General features: G+C 50.9%; 14 protein-coding genes and 1 rRNA gene. 10 read left to right on the top strand and 5 right to left on the bottom strand.

The annotated features are described in order from the left end of the window. Window positions 1–13: 13 nt before the first annotated feature. A complete protein-coding gene (locus EVJ22_RS14500; protein ID WP_131444192.1) occupies window positions 14–1,003 on the bottom strand; it encodes a metal-dependent hydrolase in 990 nt (329 codons plus the stop codon). 85 nt (window positions 1,004–1,088) lie between these two features. Between EVJ22_RS14500 and mutY the strand changes: the two genes are divergently transcribed. The 5 genes from mutY to EVJ22_RS14475 all read left to right on the top strand — a co-directional run bounded on the left by mutY (window position 1,089) and on the right by EVJ22_RS14475 (window position 6,190). Next, window positions 1,089–2,123, top strand: coding sequence for an A/G-specific adenine glycosylase (mutY, locus tag EVJ22_RS14495; protein ID WP_131444191.1), 1,035 nt, complete (start codon window positions 1,089–1,091; stop codon window positions 2,121–2,123). Further along, window positions 2,110–2,535: an SRPBCC family protein gene (locus EVJ22_RS14490; RefSeq protein ID WP_071399191.1), complete on the top strand. Its 426-nt coding sequence runs from the start codon at window positions 2,110–2,112 to the stop codon at window positions 2,533–2,535. The genes mutY and EVJ22_RS14490 overlap by 14 nt, the downstream gene beginning before the upstream one ends. Before the next feature lie 88 nt (window positions 2,536–2,623). Continuing rightward, window positions 2,624–3,166 (top strand): nucleoside tri-diphosphate phosphatase, encoded by a 543-nt coding sequence (ntdP, locus tag EVJ22_RS14485; RefSeq protein WP_021067741.1) that lies wholly within the window; start codon window positions 2,624–2,626, stop codon window positions 3,164–3,166. A 37-nt stretch (window positions 3,167–3,203) separates the two neighbouring features. Continuing rightward, complete coding sequence (locus EVJ22_RS14480) at window positions 3,204–4,952, top strand: ABC transporter ATP-binding protein (RefSeq protein WP_131444190.1); 1,749 nt, start codon at window positions 3,204–3,206, stop codon at window positions 4,950–4,952. Between the two features lie 89 nt (window positions 4,953–5,041). Continuing rightward, the gene (locus tag EVJ22_RS14475; RefSeq protein WP_071399193.1) at window positions 5,042–6,190 is read left to right on the top strand and encodes a DUF3238 domain-containing protein; all 1,149 of its coding nucleotides are present in this window, start codon (window positions 5,042–5,044) and stop codon (window positions 6,188–6,190) included. 13 nt (window positions 6,191–6,203) lie between these two features. Here EVJ22_RS14475 and EVJ22_RS14470 read toward each other — a convergent pair whose 3' ends face one another. Together EVJ22_RS14470 and EVJ22_RS14465 are read right to left on the bottom strand one after the other, a co-directional pair. After that, window positions 6,204–6,623 carry a thiol-disulfide oxidoreductase DCC family protein gene (locus tag EVJ22_RS14470; RefSeq protein WP_131444189.1) on the bottom strand — a complete coding sequence of 140 codons (420 nt, stop codon included), beginning with the start codon at window positions 6,621–6,623 and terminating at the stop codon, window positions 6,204–6,206. 53 nt (window positions 6,624–6,676) lie between these two features. Beyond that, on the bottom strand, window positions 6,677–7,909 hold the full coding sequence (locus EVJ22_RS14465) for an MFS transporter (protein WP_131444188.1): 1,233 nt from the start codon (window positions 7,907–7,909) through the stop codon (window positions 6,677–6,679). A gap of 92 nt (window positions 7,910–8,001) precedes the next feature. On the opposite strand from EVJ22_RS14465, the gene EVJ22_RS14460 reads away from it, so the two are divergent. Continuing rightward, window positions 8,002–9,639 (top strand): ABC transporter substrate-binding protein, encoded by a 1,638-nt coding sequence (locus EVJ22_RS14460; RefSeq protein WP_158625539.1) that lies wholly within the window; start codon window positions 8,002–8,004, stop codon window positions 9,637–9,639. A gap of 33 nt (window positions 9,640–9,672) precedes the next feature. Here EVJ22_RS14460 and EVJ22_RS14455 read toward each other — a convergent pair whose 3' ends face one another. Next, complete coding sequence (locus EVJ22_RS14455) at window positions 9,673–10,971, bottom strand: glutamate-1-semialdehyde 2,1-aminomutase (protein WP_131441076.1); 1,299 nt, start codon at window positions 10,969–10,971, stop codon at window positions 9,673–9,675. A gap of 193 nt (window positions 10,972–11,164) precedes the next feature. Between EVJ22_RS14455 and perR the strand changes: the two genes are divergently transcribed. Beyond that, window positions 11,165–11,596: a peroxide-responsive transcriptional repressor PerR gene (perR, locus tag EVJ22_RS14450; protein ID WP_131441208.1), complete on the top strand. Its 432-nt coding sequence runs from the start codon at window positions 11,165–11,167 to the stop codon at window positions 11,594–11,596. A gap of 27 nt (window positions 11,597–11,623) precedes the next feature. Here perR and EVJ22_RS14445 read toward each other — a convergent pair whose 3' ends face one another. Beyond that, window positions 11,624–11,983: a YgzB family protein gene (locus tag EVJ22_RS14445; RefSeq protein ID WP_070328968.1), complete on the bottom strand. Its 360-nt coding sequence runs from the start codon at window positions 11,981–11,983 to the stop codon at window positions 11,624–11,626. Between the two features lie 172 nt (window positions 11,984–12,155). On the opposite strand from EVJ22_RS14445, the gene EVJ22_RS14440 reads away from it, so the two are divergent. The 3 genes from EVJ22_RS14440 to EVJ22_RS14430 all read left to right on the top strand — a co-directional run. Then, complete coding sequence (locus EVJ22_RS14440) at window positions 12,156–13,022, top strand: nucleotidyltransferase-like protein (RefSeq protein WP_131441207.1); 867 nt, start codon at window positions 12,156–12,158, stop codon at window positions 13,020–13,022. Window positions 13,023–13,085: 63 nt separating this feature from the next. Beyond that, window positions 13,086–14,231, top strand: a complete 1,146-nt coding sequence (locus EVJ22_RS14435) for a PstS family phosphate ABC transporter substrate-binding protein (RefSeq protein ID WP_233589737.1) — start codon at window positions 13,086–13,088, stop codon at window positions 14,229–14,231. Window positions 14,232–14,521: 290 nt separating this feature from the next. Continuing rightward, window positions 14,522–14,585 (top strand): 16S ribosomal RNA (locus EVJ22_RS14430); the annotation flags it as partial.

Here is a 14,585-nt window from a genome sequence, read left to right as displayed (position 1 = left end):
TAAATCTATTGGGTTATGTCCCAGGTTCATACACCAATTTTTTCTGCAGACTCTCTTCACTAAACACCCAGCCGGTGAACGAAGACAAGACTTCGTTCGACTCTTCGTCGACGATGACGACAGCGACGAACGGGTAGATGTCTTTCGAGAAGTAGCGCAAGTTGGTGAATCGGTACTCGATCATGCCGTTGTGACGTGTGACCGTGTACGTGTGAATTTTTGAAAATGCCAAGAACGACTGCAAGTCTGCATTTTTACGAGCTTCGACGAAGTGCAGGTCGTCTTCGCCAGGCATCGCCTTGTCACGGAAGCGGCCACATTCGATGACTTCACCTTTTTTCACTTTGACCGCACCGAGTCCGTTGCGGAAACGAACGGCGACGTGCCAGTCGTCCCAACCAATACCTGGTGAGATAAAGAGCTCATGGGCACCGGCGAAGTGACGGGCGACCGTTGCGAGCGCACGGTTACGTAGTTTGAACTGAATCGCATAGTAACTGATGACGAGCGCAATGAGCAGTGCAAAAATCGGGACAGTTGCCCCTGTGATAAGCCATAATACATATGCTCCGTAATAAGCAGAGAACAAGTAGGGGTCAAACGTTCCGATGACGCCCCAGCCAATCCATTTCTTCGAGAAAGGTTGCAGGGCTTGCGTCCCGTAAGCGTTGAACAAGTCGACGGTGACGTGTAACAATACCGCGATTTGTGCCATGACCCATAATGAAGCAGGGTTGACGCCAAGTACCATACCGATGATGGCACTGACGATGATCGGCCAAGCAAGAAGTGCGGTGATTCCGTGTGAAAGACCGCGGTGCTGGCGTAAATACGTGCTGTTTCCTTTAAGTTTGAAGACGGTGTCAAAGTCTGGCGCATGCGAACCGACAAGAGCGGTAGCCGTCATAGCCAAGAACATTTGCGAATCATTTGCTACTTCCGGGCTAAGTGTCGCAAGGGCGCTTAAACCAAGGCCCATTCCAATGTGTGTCGCAGTATCCAATGTGCTTCAGCACCTCCGTTAATAAAGAAACGACGTTCAATGATCGCTACCATCATACAATATTTTTAAAACGAGGGGAAACAAAATGCTCGATATTGATAAATTGTTCACAAATTATACTATTCGTCAGTTCAATGAAAATTTACTCACCTGGTTCAATCGTGAAAAACGCGATTTGCCGTGGCGACACGGGAAAAATCCGTACCGGGTGTGGGTGAGCGAAGTCATGCTCCAACAGACGCGCGTCGATACGGTCATCCCTTATTACAACCGATTCATGGACCGCTTCCCGACGATCGAGGACTTAGCAGAGGCTCATCCCGACGAGGTCGTCAAATATTGGGAAGGGCTTGGATATTACTCACGCGTCCGTAACCTCCATCAAGCGGTAAAAGAAGTCGTCTCTACGTATGACGGCGTCGTACCGGAGGAAAAAGAACTGTTTGAAAAATTGAAAGGGGTCGGTCCGTATACGACCGGAGCCGTGCTCTCGATCGCCTACAATCAGCCCGAGCCTGCCGTCGACGGGAACGTCATGCGCGTCATGGCCCGCCAGTTTGGCATCTATGAAGATATCGCCGTACCAAAGACGCGGAAGATTTTTGATCAAGTCATTCGGCGCCTGATGGACCCGGAGCACGCCTCCGATTTTAATGAAGCTGTCATGGAGCTCGGTGCGACCGTCTGTACCCCGAAAAATCCGATGTGCTCGCTCTGTCCAGTCCAAGACGAATGTTACGCCTATGCGCATCACGTCCAGGATGAACTTCCTGTCAAGACGAAAAAAGGCGCGGCCCGGATCGAGATGTTCGATGCCCTCTACTGTAAACATGACGGTCGCATCGCCTACGTTCAGCGGCCCGATACAGGTCTGCTCGCGGGAATGTGGCAATACCCGCTTACAGATCGTGGAACGGGGGAACAGTTAAACGGAACCTATATTGGACAAGTGAAACACGTGTTTTCACACATCATCTGGTACGTCGACTTATATGAGGTCGAAACGTTGCCGGACGAGGAGTGGATTTGGCTCGCCGGGGACGAGCGGGATGTGTTGACCGTGTCGGTTGCCCAACAAAAACTAGAACGATTGGTAGGGGATAGAAATGAGACAGTTTGACGTCGAAACGCCGTTCGATACTTCCGTCGAGGCATTGTGGGAATTGTTGCAAGACGCGTCGCTTTTATCTGAACTGACGACGTTTCCAGAAGTGACGCTCGTCGGAGATGGCGCGTCCGTAGAAGGTAATCGAATCCATCTCCGTGTCGGTGTCGGACCGGTCACGCTGCCGTGGATCAGTGCGATCACGTTAGCGGGGCGGCACGCATTTTGTGACCAAGGTGTGACTTTGCCGTTCCCGTTCAAACGGTTTTGCCACGTTCACAGTGTGAAAGAAGTCGATGGGAAGGCCGTCATGGTCGATGAAGTGACGTTCGATAGTTACTTACCCGAAGCGATTGTCGAGCAGTTTATTCTTCGACCGATGTTCGCAGGACGAGCCGTCGCCTTCCAAAAAGCACTAAATTCGTGAAAATAAGAGATTTCCTTTTTCATTGGTTCTGAAAGTCGCTATAATTAAAAATGAGAATGTACAGCATCATAGCGGAAAGGAGGAGCTTATGAGCTTATTTCCCAAAGCAGGTAGCAAGATCGAGATACAGAGCTACAAGCACAACGGGACTTTGCATCGCGTTTGGGAAGAAACGCTCGTCCTTCAATCGTCAAAAACGGATATGATTGGGTTCAACGACCGCATTATGGTCAGTGAATCAGACGGCCGGCAATGGAGAACAAGAGAGCCGGCAATTTGCTACTTTTCATCTGAGTTTTGGTTTAATGTCATCTGTATGATTCGCGAAGACGGGATTTACTACTACTGTAATCTAGGTTCGCCGACAACGTTCGATGGGGCAGAACGAGCCATCAAGTACATTGACTACGATTTAGATATTAAAGTGTTCCCGGATATGTCGTACACGATTTTAGATGAGGATGAATACGAGCGGCATCGTCGCGAAATGAATTATCCGAAAGCGATTGATCGAATCTTGAAACAGAACGTTCAAGAACTTATCAACTGGATTCGAGGACGGAAAGGGCCGTTCAACCCAACATTCGTCGATGAATGGTATCGCGAATACGAAGCACGTTACCGGAGATGAGTACTCATCTCCGCTTTTTTTCTTGAAGGAGGGCTCTATGGGAAGTGTTAGACGCTATTTACAGTTCGTAAAACCATATAAAAAACAAATTGCTTTGACGATTTTTGTCGGGATCTTGAAATTCTCAATCCCTCTCGGATTGCCGCTACTTTATAGACATGTGATCGATAAATATTTGACGGAGCCGGACCCAGCGACGGATTATACTGAGCTCGTTTGGTTGTTCAGCATCGTCTTCTTCATCTTCCTCGTCTTGAAGCCGCCGATTGAGTATTTGCGGCAATATTTAGCGCAATGGGCCGCAACACGAATTTTGTTCGACGTTCGGAACCGATTGTTCGACCACGTGCAAAAGCTATCGCTTCGCTACTATTCGAACAATAAGACCGGGCAGATCATCTCGCGTATCATTAACGATGTCGAGCAGACGAAAGACTTTGTCATCACGGGACTCATGAACATTTGGCTCGATATGGTCACGATTTTGATCGCCATCGCCATTATGTATACGATCGACCCGCAACTGACGCTCATCGCTATCTTGCCTCTCCCGTTTTATGCGATCGCCGTCCGCTACTTCTATGGACGCTTGCGCCGCCTCACCCGGGAACGCTCGGCCGCGCTCGCTGATCTTCAAGGCCATTTGACCGAACGTGTCAACGGTATGGCCGTCATCCGCAGTTTCGCGCTCGAGCCGTATGAGAACAAGGCGTTTGAAGAACAGAACGGCGGCTTCTTGAAAGCCGCACTTCGCCATACAGGTTGGAATGCGAAGACGTACGTCGTCGTTTCGACAATCACGGACATCGCGCCGATCTTGATCTTTACGTCGGCTTCTTGGCTCGTCTTACAAGACGACGTCTCGCTCGGGACGCTCGTAGCCTTCATCGCTTATATCGACCGCCTCTATGGACCGCTCGGTCGTCTCGTCAACTCGGCGACGACGCTCACGCAGTCGGTCGCGTCGATGGACCGGGTCTTTGAATTTCTCGATGAGCCGTATGATATCGAACAGAAACGCGATGCGTTCGTACCGGTGCAGACAGCCGGGGACATCGAACTCGACCGTGTCAGCTTTGCCTACGAAAAAGAGGGGACGCTTGCTTTGCATGACGTCAGCCTGCACATCCGGTCCGGGGAACGAGTCGCCTTCGTCGGCATGTCCGGCGGTGGGAAATCGACGCTCGTCAGTCTGATTCCGCGTTTTTACGACGTGACGGACGGCAGTATTAAAATCGACGGCGTCGATGTCCGTGACTTTAAACTCCGGGCCCTTCGCGACCAAATCGGTATGGTCATGCAAGATTCGGTTCTCTTCAGTGAGTCGGTCGCCATGAACATCCGGATGGGTAATCCGGAAGCGACGGACGATGCCGTCATCGCCGCTGCGAAAGCGGCCAACGCCCACGAGTTCATCATGAACTTGCAGGATGGTTACAACACGCCGGTCGGCGAAAAAGGCGTGAAGCTGTCGGGGGGACAGAAGCAACGTCTTGCCATCGCCCGCGTCTTCCTCAAACATCCGCCGATCATCATTCTCGATGAGGCGACGAGTGCGCTCGACCTCGAGAGTGAGTCGATGATCCAAGATTCGCTCGCAAGATTGACGAAAGGACGGACGACGCTCATCGTCGCCCACCGCCTATCAACGATCACCGACGCCGATAAAATTGTCGTCGTCGACAACGGTCGAATCATGGAAGCGGGAACGCATGAAGAATTGATGCGTCGCCGTGGCGCGTACTATGATTTGTATATGATCCAAGACTTAGCTGTCGTGGAGTGAGGCTTCGAGTTCAACTCGAAGTCTTTTTTTGTTTTCCGTATCTAGTAGACGGGAATGAAGAAACGACATGCCAAAAGGGGGATGACACGATGATGAATGGGGAAGGATTGATCAATGTCCGTCCGCTCAACGACGGGTTAGAGTTAACGTGGTCGTTTGATGGGAAAGTGCGCGTGACACGCAACGGGAAGTACGTGTATGAGGGGACGGATCAGCATTATGTCGACCGGGAGACGAGCGTCGGGGAGCAAGTCGCTTACCGCATCTCGGACGAGTTTGGCGAAGTGGCAAAACTGTATACTGCGGCCGTTAATCCAAACGACGACTTGTATTGGAATCGTCATCTGACGTCGGCGGTCGTGGCGCCGAGCGGAACGTATTTACAATGGGACCCGATCGCGGACGTCGACACGTATGCGGTATATCGTGAGGGACGCCGTATCGCGGAAATCGTCGGGAGCGGATACATCGACGAGACACCGCTCGAACAACCGACGCTCTATGAGGTTCGGGCTTTGCGTCCGGTCAAGCGGGATGATAAACCGGGGACCCGTATCGTGCATATGGTCGGAAAAGTGATGTCGATCGCGAAAGAGATGAAGTCGGATACGAGACGTGACAAGGAGCTCTACACGATGTATTTCCTCGTCAGTCCGACACGTCCGGACGTGGCCACGGTCGACGGCATTAACCTCCGTGTCCAGACGTTCATTCGTCCGCCGATGATTAAAAACCCGAACCTGATGTCACCGCACCCGTATTTTGAAGGGGACGGACGTCCTTATAACGTCCATGCGACCGAATACCGGACCCGGACGGAAGTGAAAGTCGAGGGGTTAACCGATATTCCGATTATCTCGTTAAAAAAAGATGCGAACGTTACCCGCGGGTATACGAAGCATCATCGATTGACGGGCGAAGACGTCGCTTCGGTCGACCGCGTGTATGTAGAAGATGTCGACATCGAGCGGGGGAAAGCTGCATTTCGTTTGCAACATTCGGTAGGCAATCCGCTCGTCGTTGCGCCTGATATTAAATACACCATCGTCACGGCACTTAAAAACAGTGCGACGTTCAAACTGTCCGGAAGTCACACCCAGTCGCCGCATCATGAAGTCTACGTTCAAGTCGGCGATGCGCCGTGGATGACGATCCACCGGGCGGACGACCTTGGGGTCAGCTTTATGGGCAATCCGATGCCGGAGTGCCACTGGACGTACTTGACATGTATGGACTAAAAAACCAGCCGGCTCATTGATGAGTCGGCTGGTTTGGTGTTTGGTCGATAAAGCGACTCCGTTCTTCTGGGGTCGGTAGTTTGCACGTCTCTTTTTGACCGAACCAGCGATAGCGGTTGTTCGCGATGATGTCGTAACCAAAATCACGAAGCGGTTTAGGGACGAGTCGGATGAAGCGAAGCATCCGCCAGTTCCCGTCCAACCCCTCGGCGATCCGGGTCGCCGCGTCCGATTTCAAATAAGGGACGCCGCCTTTGATCAAAACGATGCTATCGACCGTATCCGGGATACGATGACGTTTTCGGATTGCTTGTCCGGCCTCGCCTTGGAGTGAGGCGAAATGGAAGTTTCCTGTTGAATCACGATTTAAGATGAACTGCACACTGGCGTCACAAAAGTTGCAGTCTCCGTCAAATAACACAATGGCTGGCATAGGGAGCGCCTCCTTCTCTCCTGACTTTATCCGTTCGAACGAATGCTCAAACGTCAAGCGGCGAGCTGACGGGCAGGCTCCATCTTGTAGAGCGAGATGTAATAGAGGTAACCTCCAAGGGCGCCAAATAAGAACATGTAGCCGCTCATGAATACCGGCCCGATGAACGCGCCGACGACGATGCCGGCTGCGGCGACAAGTTTCGCCCCGTGGAACGTCAAGCCTCCGAAGGCGAGGTATGAGGCTCGTCGAGTCGGGTCGATCAAGTCGATTTGTTTCACTTGTCGAATCGGCGAATAGAGCAACTCACCAATGGTGAAGACGATGGCGAGAACGGCAAGCGTGATGAACGAGTTCATTGACGTAATCGCGGCATAGGCCGTCACGTATAAGGATAAGCCGATGAAGAAGATATACTTTTCCCGGTAGCGTTTCACGAAAGCGGTGACCGCGAACGTGATGGCGACGACGAGCAACGTGTTTTCAAGCTGCATGAACGCCATCATGCGGACGCCGTCGAACGGGACACCGACGATTGACCGTTCTGTGAACGATTCGGCCAAATGGACACCGATATAGTTTGCCATATGGAACTCGGTCGAGAAGACGAGCATGCTACCGAGGACGAACAGCATCCAACGACGGTCACTGAGTGCGATTCGATAGTTTTGATACACGCCGACGAGCGGGTTAGCAGACGTCGAACGGTTTCCTTTATAGCTATCAACGAGAAAACGTTGCAAGACGAGCGTCGTGATCGTCAACACGAGCGTCATTCCGACGAATAGTCCGAAACGATAGTCTCGATAAAAAGCACCTCCGAGCATGACGCCCCCAGCAATTGCCAAATTGACGAGCCAGTAGTCATATACGTAAATCGCTTTACGGTTCGACTCTTCCATCGAATCGATGACGATGGCTTCGAGAGCCGGGTAGTTCAAACCGTTCGCGACGGCGTGGCCGAAGTAAAGCACGGCGACGGCAAACGCCCAGTTATTTGACGGATGAATGGCGACCGTCATCCCTAGAAAACAAAGGATTTGGACGATCTGACCGATTTGAAGCACGTGCTTGCGGTTGAAGCGGTCTGAAAAGTACCCGCCAAACAAGCCGGTGACGTAGCCGACGACAACAAACGACGTCATGATGATTCCGGCAGCGATTTTGCCGAGTTCTTCGGAAAAATATAAAGCCATGAATGGAAAGATAGCCGAGCCGACGATGCGGATGAAAAAGCCGCAGACGAGCCGGAGTCGAACGTTTAAAGGGAAATCTTTGAATTTCATGCGAGCACCTCCTTGTTACTAGTCTAATCGTGGACTACACTTGGTAAAAAGAGACAAATGATTTTTGAATGTCCACTTTTAGGGGGAACGACATGAATGCGAAGTTGGTGGCGATTTATCGTCGTGCGTTGGAACAGAACAAAGTGGAACTGACACTACGGGAAGCGGTCGATACGGTCGGCTATAGCGAGAAACAAGTGAAACGGGATATGAAGATGTGGGAAACGTTCGGGTGGGTGGAGTATCGGCCGGGGAAAGGACGAGGCCATGAATCGGTGCTCCGCTTTCAGCCGGAGTTTGACCGGACCCTGAGAGCTTGGATTGATGAGTCTTTCGTTCAGGCCTCGATGTCCGATGCGGCTAAGTGGTTGGAATGGGACTGGCCACCCGCCTTGCGAGAAGTGATTCAAGCACTTATTTGGAGCCGTTTTGGCTTTGAGCAGACTGAAGAAGACCGGTTCATTTTTCCGCGGACGAGGGCGCTCGAATCGCTCGATCCGCTCGATATCCACATCGCGATGGAGGCGTCTTTGTCACGGCACGTCTTCGACCGCCTGTTCGAATGGGACGGGACGACTGTCCAACCCTCGCTCGCACATTATATAGAGGAAACACCGTTCGGATTTCGTTGCTATATCCGCAAAGGGGTAACGTTTCATAACGGGGTGACGCTTTCGGCCAAAGACGTCGTCTATTCGTTGAATCGGTTATTGGATCATGGCAAACAAGTATGGTTGTTCGCACCGATCGAACGAGTCGAGTCCCCGGCGCCGTACGTCATTGATTTACATACGAAAGCACACCTGGCCTATATTGAACGACTTCTCGCCCAAACCCCGGCCTCGATCACGTATCAAGGGGCCGAAGGGGTCGTGGGGACGGGACCGTTCAAGCTGGAGCAGACGTCGGAGGAAGTCGTACGTTTAAGAGCGTTCGAGCGCGGGCTCCGGCCGAGACCGTCTTTGGATGTGGTTGAATTCGTCACGTTTTCCGAAACGGATTATGCGAAATGGAGCACCCGTGACGACCATAGCCTCGTGAAGTGGATTGCCGAGGCGGGAGCACGCTATCTCGTGTTCAACATGAAGCAGTCCTGGTTGAAGGACGATGCGCCGGCGCGCCATGCGATTCAACGAGCGATTCAAAAAGAGGCGTTCGTGAAGATGGGAGGAGAGCGCCACCAAGTAGCACACGGATTTTTTCCGGAGATGAGTCGTCCCGTTCACGTGCAGGGGGAGGGAACGGTTTGTCAGCGTCCGCTCCGGCTGTTGCACTTGCCGTTTGAAGTGGCGGCGCAAGACGCGGCGCTCGTGGCTACACAGTTACGGACGGCCGGGTTTACCGTCGAGACTGAGACGTATACGATTGGGTCTTTGTTACAAGATGAGACGCTTTGCCGTGCCGATTTGATTTTATGCGGAGAGATGATGAGTGAAGATCTTGATTTGGCGTTCCTAGCCTTTTTGACGAGTGAACTGTCGCTTGTCGGCAAATTGCTCGCGAATGAAGTGGAACTCCGGGCGATGATGGACCGCTATCAACAAACTGACATGAGCGCTTGGTCGATGCTGCATCGCGAAGTCGAACGCTATTTGACTGAGGAGGCCCTCGTCATCCCGCTGTATCATGTCGCTCGTGAGCGCCGCTTTCCGAGTTTCTTTGGAGATGTGCCGCTCGATGTGTTCGGTCACCCGCGATATGATCAATTGTGGATTCGTCCGTCCGTATGAACATAAAAGGAGATGCCGCGGCATCTCCTTGTTTTATAGCTGTGCGAACGCGCGATTTACTGCGGCAATCGTCTCATCGATATCTTGTTCCGTATGTTCCGTCGTCAAAAACCACGCCTCATATTTCGAAGGGGCCAAGTTGACGCCGTTCTCAAGCATCAATTTGAAGAAGCGGCCGAATACTTCGCCGTCCGACTTCTCGGCTCCTTCGTAGTCTGTGACGATCTCGTCCGTGAAGTAGACGGTGAGCGCGCCTTTTAGGCGGTTAAGCGTGATCGTGACGCCGTGAGTTTTCGCGGCTTCACGGATCCCTGCTTCGAGACGTGCGCCTAACGAATCTAATGTTTCATAGACGCCCGGCTGCTCGAGCACTTCGAGGCAAGCGAGTCCGGTCGCCATCGAGGCAGGGTTTCCGGCCATCGTCCCGGCTTGGTAAGCGGGTCCGAGTGGAGCGACCGTTTCCATGATTTCTGCTTTCCCGCCGTATGCTCCGATTGGAAGTCCACCACCGATGATTTTACCGAGCGCCGTCATGTCTGGCTCGATGTTGTACACTTGTTGGGCGCTTCCGTACGTGAACCGGAACGCTGTGATGACTTCGTCGTAAATGACGAGCGCGCCGTGTTCATGGGTGATCTCGTTGATGGCTTGCAAGAAGCCGGGTTTTGGCTCAACGATCCCGAAGTTTCCGACGATCGGTTCGACGAGAACGCAGGCGACTTGATCGCCCCATTCGTTCATCATCGCCCGGTACGACTCGACGTCGTTGAACGGGACGGTGATAACTTCTTTCGCCGTGGCGCGGGTCACACCGGCTGAGTCGGGTGAGCCGAGCGTCGCCGGTCCGCTTCCCGCCGCAATCAGCATCAAGTCGGAATGGCCATGGTAGCAGCCGCTGAACTTGACGACGAGTTCGCGTCCAGTATAGGCACGGGCGACGCGGATCGTCGTCATGACGGCCTCGGTCCCGGAATTGGTGAAGCGGACTTTGTCCATCGACGGGATCGCCGCTTTTAGTTTCTTGGCGAAGTCGACCTCAAGCGCGTGAGGCGTCCCGTAAAGAAGCCCTTTTGAGGACGCTTCGATGAGGGCGTTGTGGATATGGGGATGGGCATGGCCGGTAACGATTGGTCCATATGCGGCCAAGTAATCGATATAGCGGTTGCCGTCCACATCATAAAAATAAGCACCTTCGCCGCGCTCCATATAAACCGGGGCACCGCCGCCGACCGCTTTGAACGAACGTGAGGGACTGTTGACACCCCCGACGATATGCGTCAATGCGTCTTCATATAGTACGTCTGAAATTTTACGATTTGATGATGTTGTCATATGTATTGCCTCCTTTTACAAATTCGCAATTATTGTATCACAGCCGTCAACCGCATAAGCTCAACGTTTGACGAAGGGTTTAGAAATCAGTACACTATTTATAAAGATTACTATGTAAGAAATAGGTTAATTCTAAACAGACACTTCGCATAAATTCTAATAGAAGAAATGAGGGATTGACGTGGGAAGCGAAATGCTTGACCATGCTGTTCAGTCGCTCCGAGAACATGGAGTCAGAATGACGCCTCAGCGACAGGCGATTTTGGAGTACCTCGTCACGGAGCACAGTCACCCGACAGCGGATGACATTTATAAGGCACTTTCGGATAGGTTCCCGAACATGAGTGTCGCCACCGTCTATAACAACTTACGTGTCTTTAAAGATATCGGACTTGTTCAAGAGATGAATTATGGTGACGCTTCGAGCCGTTTCGATTTTGTGACATCACGTCACTATCACATTATCTGTGATGCGTGCGGGAAAGTCGTCGACTTTAACTATCCTGTCCTTGACGAGATTGAAGCCGTCGCTTCTCAATTGACAGGGTTCAAAGTGGATCGCCACCGCCTCGAAGTATATGGAACGTGCCCGGCTTGCCAAACTGAACAAGCGCATAAACATTAAAAACATCCTCAGGCTGAGGATGTTTTTTTAGTCGTTCTGGTGTGATTGACGTTTGTTATACTTCTCATCGAAGTCTTTGCCTTCGAGCGATTGATCGATCGTCAACGGTTCATCGCAATGCATACATAGATCGACACGTCCGAGCATCTTTGTCTCTTTCTCACAGTTCGGACAAGTGACGATGATTGCTTTCGTCGACGCCATGCCGACGATGAAGTAAAGCGCCGAGCTCGACAATACCATCACGAAACCGAGCAACATGAAAATGATCATCAGCCACGCGATGCTTTTAGCGAGGAGTCCGAGATACATGACCCCAATCCCAGCGAACACGAGCAGCAAAGCTAGGTTTCTGGCGCGGTTGATTTTATTCCCCCGTTTTTTCATACATAATCCCTCCATGTCTGTCTTTACTATAGCTCATCTGCTCGAAGCTGAGAAGTTCGTACAATCGGTGGCAGGAGAATTTTAAAAGAAGGCGAATCATTTTTGTATCAGATTAGATAATCGTGTGAACCGATTGACGTTTACTAATTAGAAAGAAGGTATCAAGGTGACGATGGAATATGCGACTCGAACGATTTATTCAGAATATGCAGCCTTGAAAACAACACTTGGCATCATTGAAGTGAAGAAGAAACGGCCGCGCGATCCACTGACAGATCAATCGGATCGATTGTTGATCGTGATTGAAGCGAAGGACGAACCATTTTGGACGGTGAAGCACTATCAAGTCGGACAAGAAAAAATCGTTCTTCATATAGTCAGTGATTCGATGATGGATCGTTGGATTCTAATGAACGAGAACCGGCGTGCTATCCATTGGATCGAAGACGGTATGGTGTTGTTCGAACGAAATGAGTTTTTGCTAGAGCTCAGGCAGCGGTTGCGCAATTTCTCGAACGAGGAGCAACGACTGCAACTCTCGCTCGCGTTCGCCAAACTGCTTAGACGTTTCGAAGATGGGCGCGGACTGTTCTTACAGGGGGAGCATCAAGATGCGTTCACCCAAATCCACCATGCGCTCACGCATTTGGCGCGGCTCTCCATCCTGGAGGCGGGAATCCACCCGGAGATTGTATTATGGAAGCAAGTCCGTAAACTCGACCTAGAAGTGTATAAGCTTCACGACGAGCTCGTGAACGGGCATGAATCACTCGAACAACGTATTCACCTGGTCATCATCGGCATGGAGCATTTAATCCAATCTAAAGTCTTGCCGGGTACGTTGTTACTTTTGCAGGCGATGCAACAACGTGACGAACCATGGTCGTTCTCGGAGTTGATGGAGCACCCGAACTTACAAGAGTTAAAAGTCGACCTCGGCAGCATCGTCGGCTTCTTAGTCCGGAAAGGTTACGTCCGGGCAGTGACACGTCCGACAAAAGGAGTAGGTGTCGAAGCGGTCGCTTATGAAATTGCTTAACTAGTATAGAAGAGAATGGGGAAACTGAATCGAATGAAGGTTACTAAATTTTTGTTTGGCAGTGTGTTTATTATAGTTGCGGCTGGATTCTTATCAATTGTGACAGGGTTGTTCGCGATGGGCGATCCTCTCGGGAGTGGGCGACCGATCATTTGGACGATCTGGTACGTGGTCGTTCTCTTGATTGTTATTATGGCGCTATATGACTTTTCGTCGTTATCGAAAGGACAACTCAAACGTATCGCTTTAATTGGAACGGTTGTCGGGATTGTTTTCTTTAGTTCCGTGAAAGGATATTACGTGTATACGGCGGGATTACGAATTGAAGAACGTGGCGTCTCGCTGCGTGACTATCAACCGTTCAAGCCTAAGTCGGATTTGGCTAAACTCGATAAGCCTTCAACGTTTGAAATCGGAAAAAACATTCCCCGACTAGACGGCGCGACGGCGCTATATCCGATGTATGCTTCATTCGTCGAGGCGGTTTATCCTGAAGCGGATTATAACCCCGATAGCCCTGGAGTCAGCTCGGTCGTCTCGACGACGACAGGTACAGCGTATGAGCGATTGGTTAAAGGGGAAACGGATATCATCTTTGTAGCCGGACCGTCCGATCAACAGTTGGCAGTAGCTGAGCGACAAGGAGTAGAGTTTCAGATGACACCGATCGGCCGTGAGGCATTTGTCTTTTTCGTACATGAAGACAACCCGGTCGACTCGCTTGAATTGGAGCAAATTCAAAACATTTATGCAGGGGACATTACGAGTTGGAATGAGGTCGGTGGTAAAAAAGATTCGATTCGAGCGTTCCAACGGCCAGAAGACAGCGGGAGCCAAACGGCTTTACAGCGTTTGATGGGTGATAAAAAGCTTATGGATGCCCCGATCGAGGATGTCCCAGAAGGAATGGGTGGCATCATCGAACAGACAGCTTCATATCAAAATTATAAAAATGCTATCGGATTCTCGTTCCGATTTTATGCAACGGAGATGGTAGATGAACATGCGATTAAATTACTGCGGGTCAATGATGTCGCGCCTACGGTCGAGACGATTGGGGACGGAACGTACCCGATCACATCCGAGTTTTATGCGGTCACGACGACTGATAAGTACGAGCAATATAAGCCGTTCATCGAATGGATGACGTCTGAAGAAGGACAGTCACTTGTTGAACAGACAGGATACGTGCCATTGGCTACAAATTGATTGGGATTGGGTCTCTAAATACAGAGATCCAATCTTTTTTTATTTTTTTGTTATTTTTTATTGACGCGGTGGTAAATAGGCATTATAGTTATAAACGTTGTCACAGCAAATGATTATTCTAGAAAAACAATTTTCGAAAAAGTTGTTGACTTCTAATCAGGAAACGTGATAAATTAATTGAGTCGCCAAGCGCGACAGACGAACTTTGAAAACTGAACGATGAGGCAAAAAAAGTTTTACAAGTTTTGATTGAAGCGCAAGCTTCGTCATTTTCAAGAGCTATATCAAATTCTTTGGAGAGTTTGATCCTGGCTCAGGACGAACGCTGGCGGCGTGCCTAATACATGCAAGTCG

Origin of the sequence: Exiguobacterium sp. SH0S7 (assembly GCF_004337195.1) — a bacterium.
In the GTDB taxonomy this organism is placed as follows: domain Bacteria; phylum Bacillota; class Bacilli; order Exiguobacteriales; family Exiguobacteriaceae; genus Exiguobacterium; species Exiguobacterium aurantiacum_A.
This window is presented reverse-complemented; position numbering and strand designations above follow the sequence as displayed.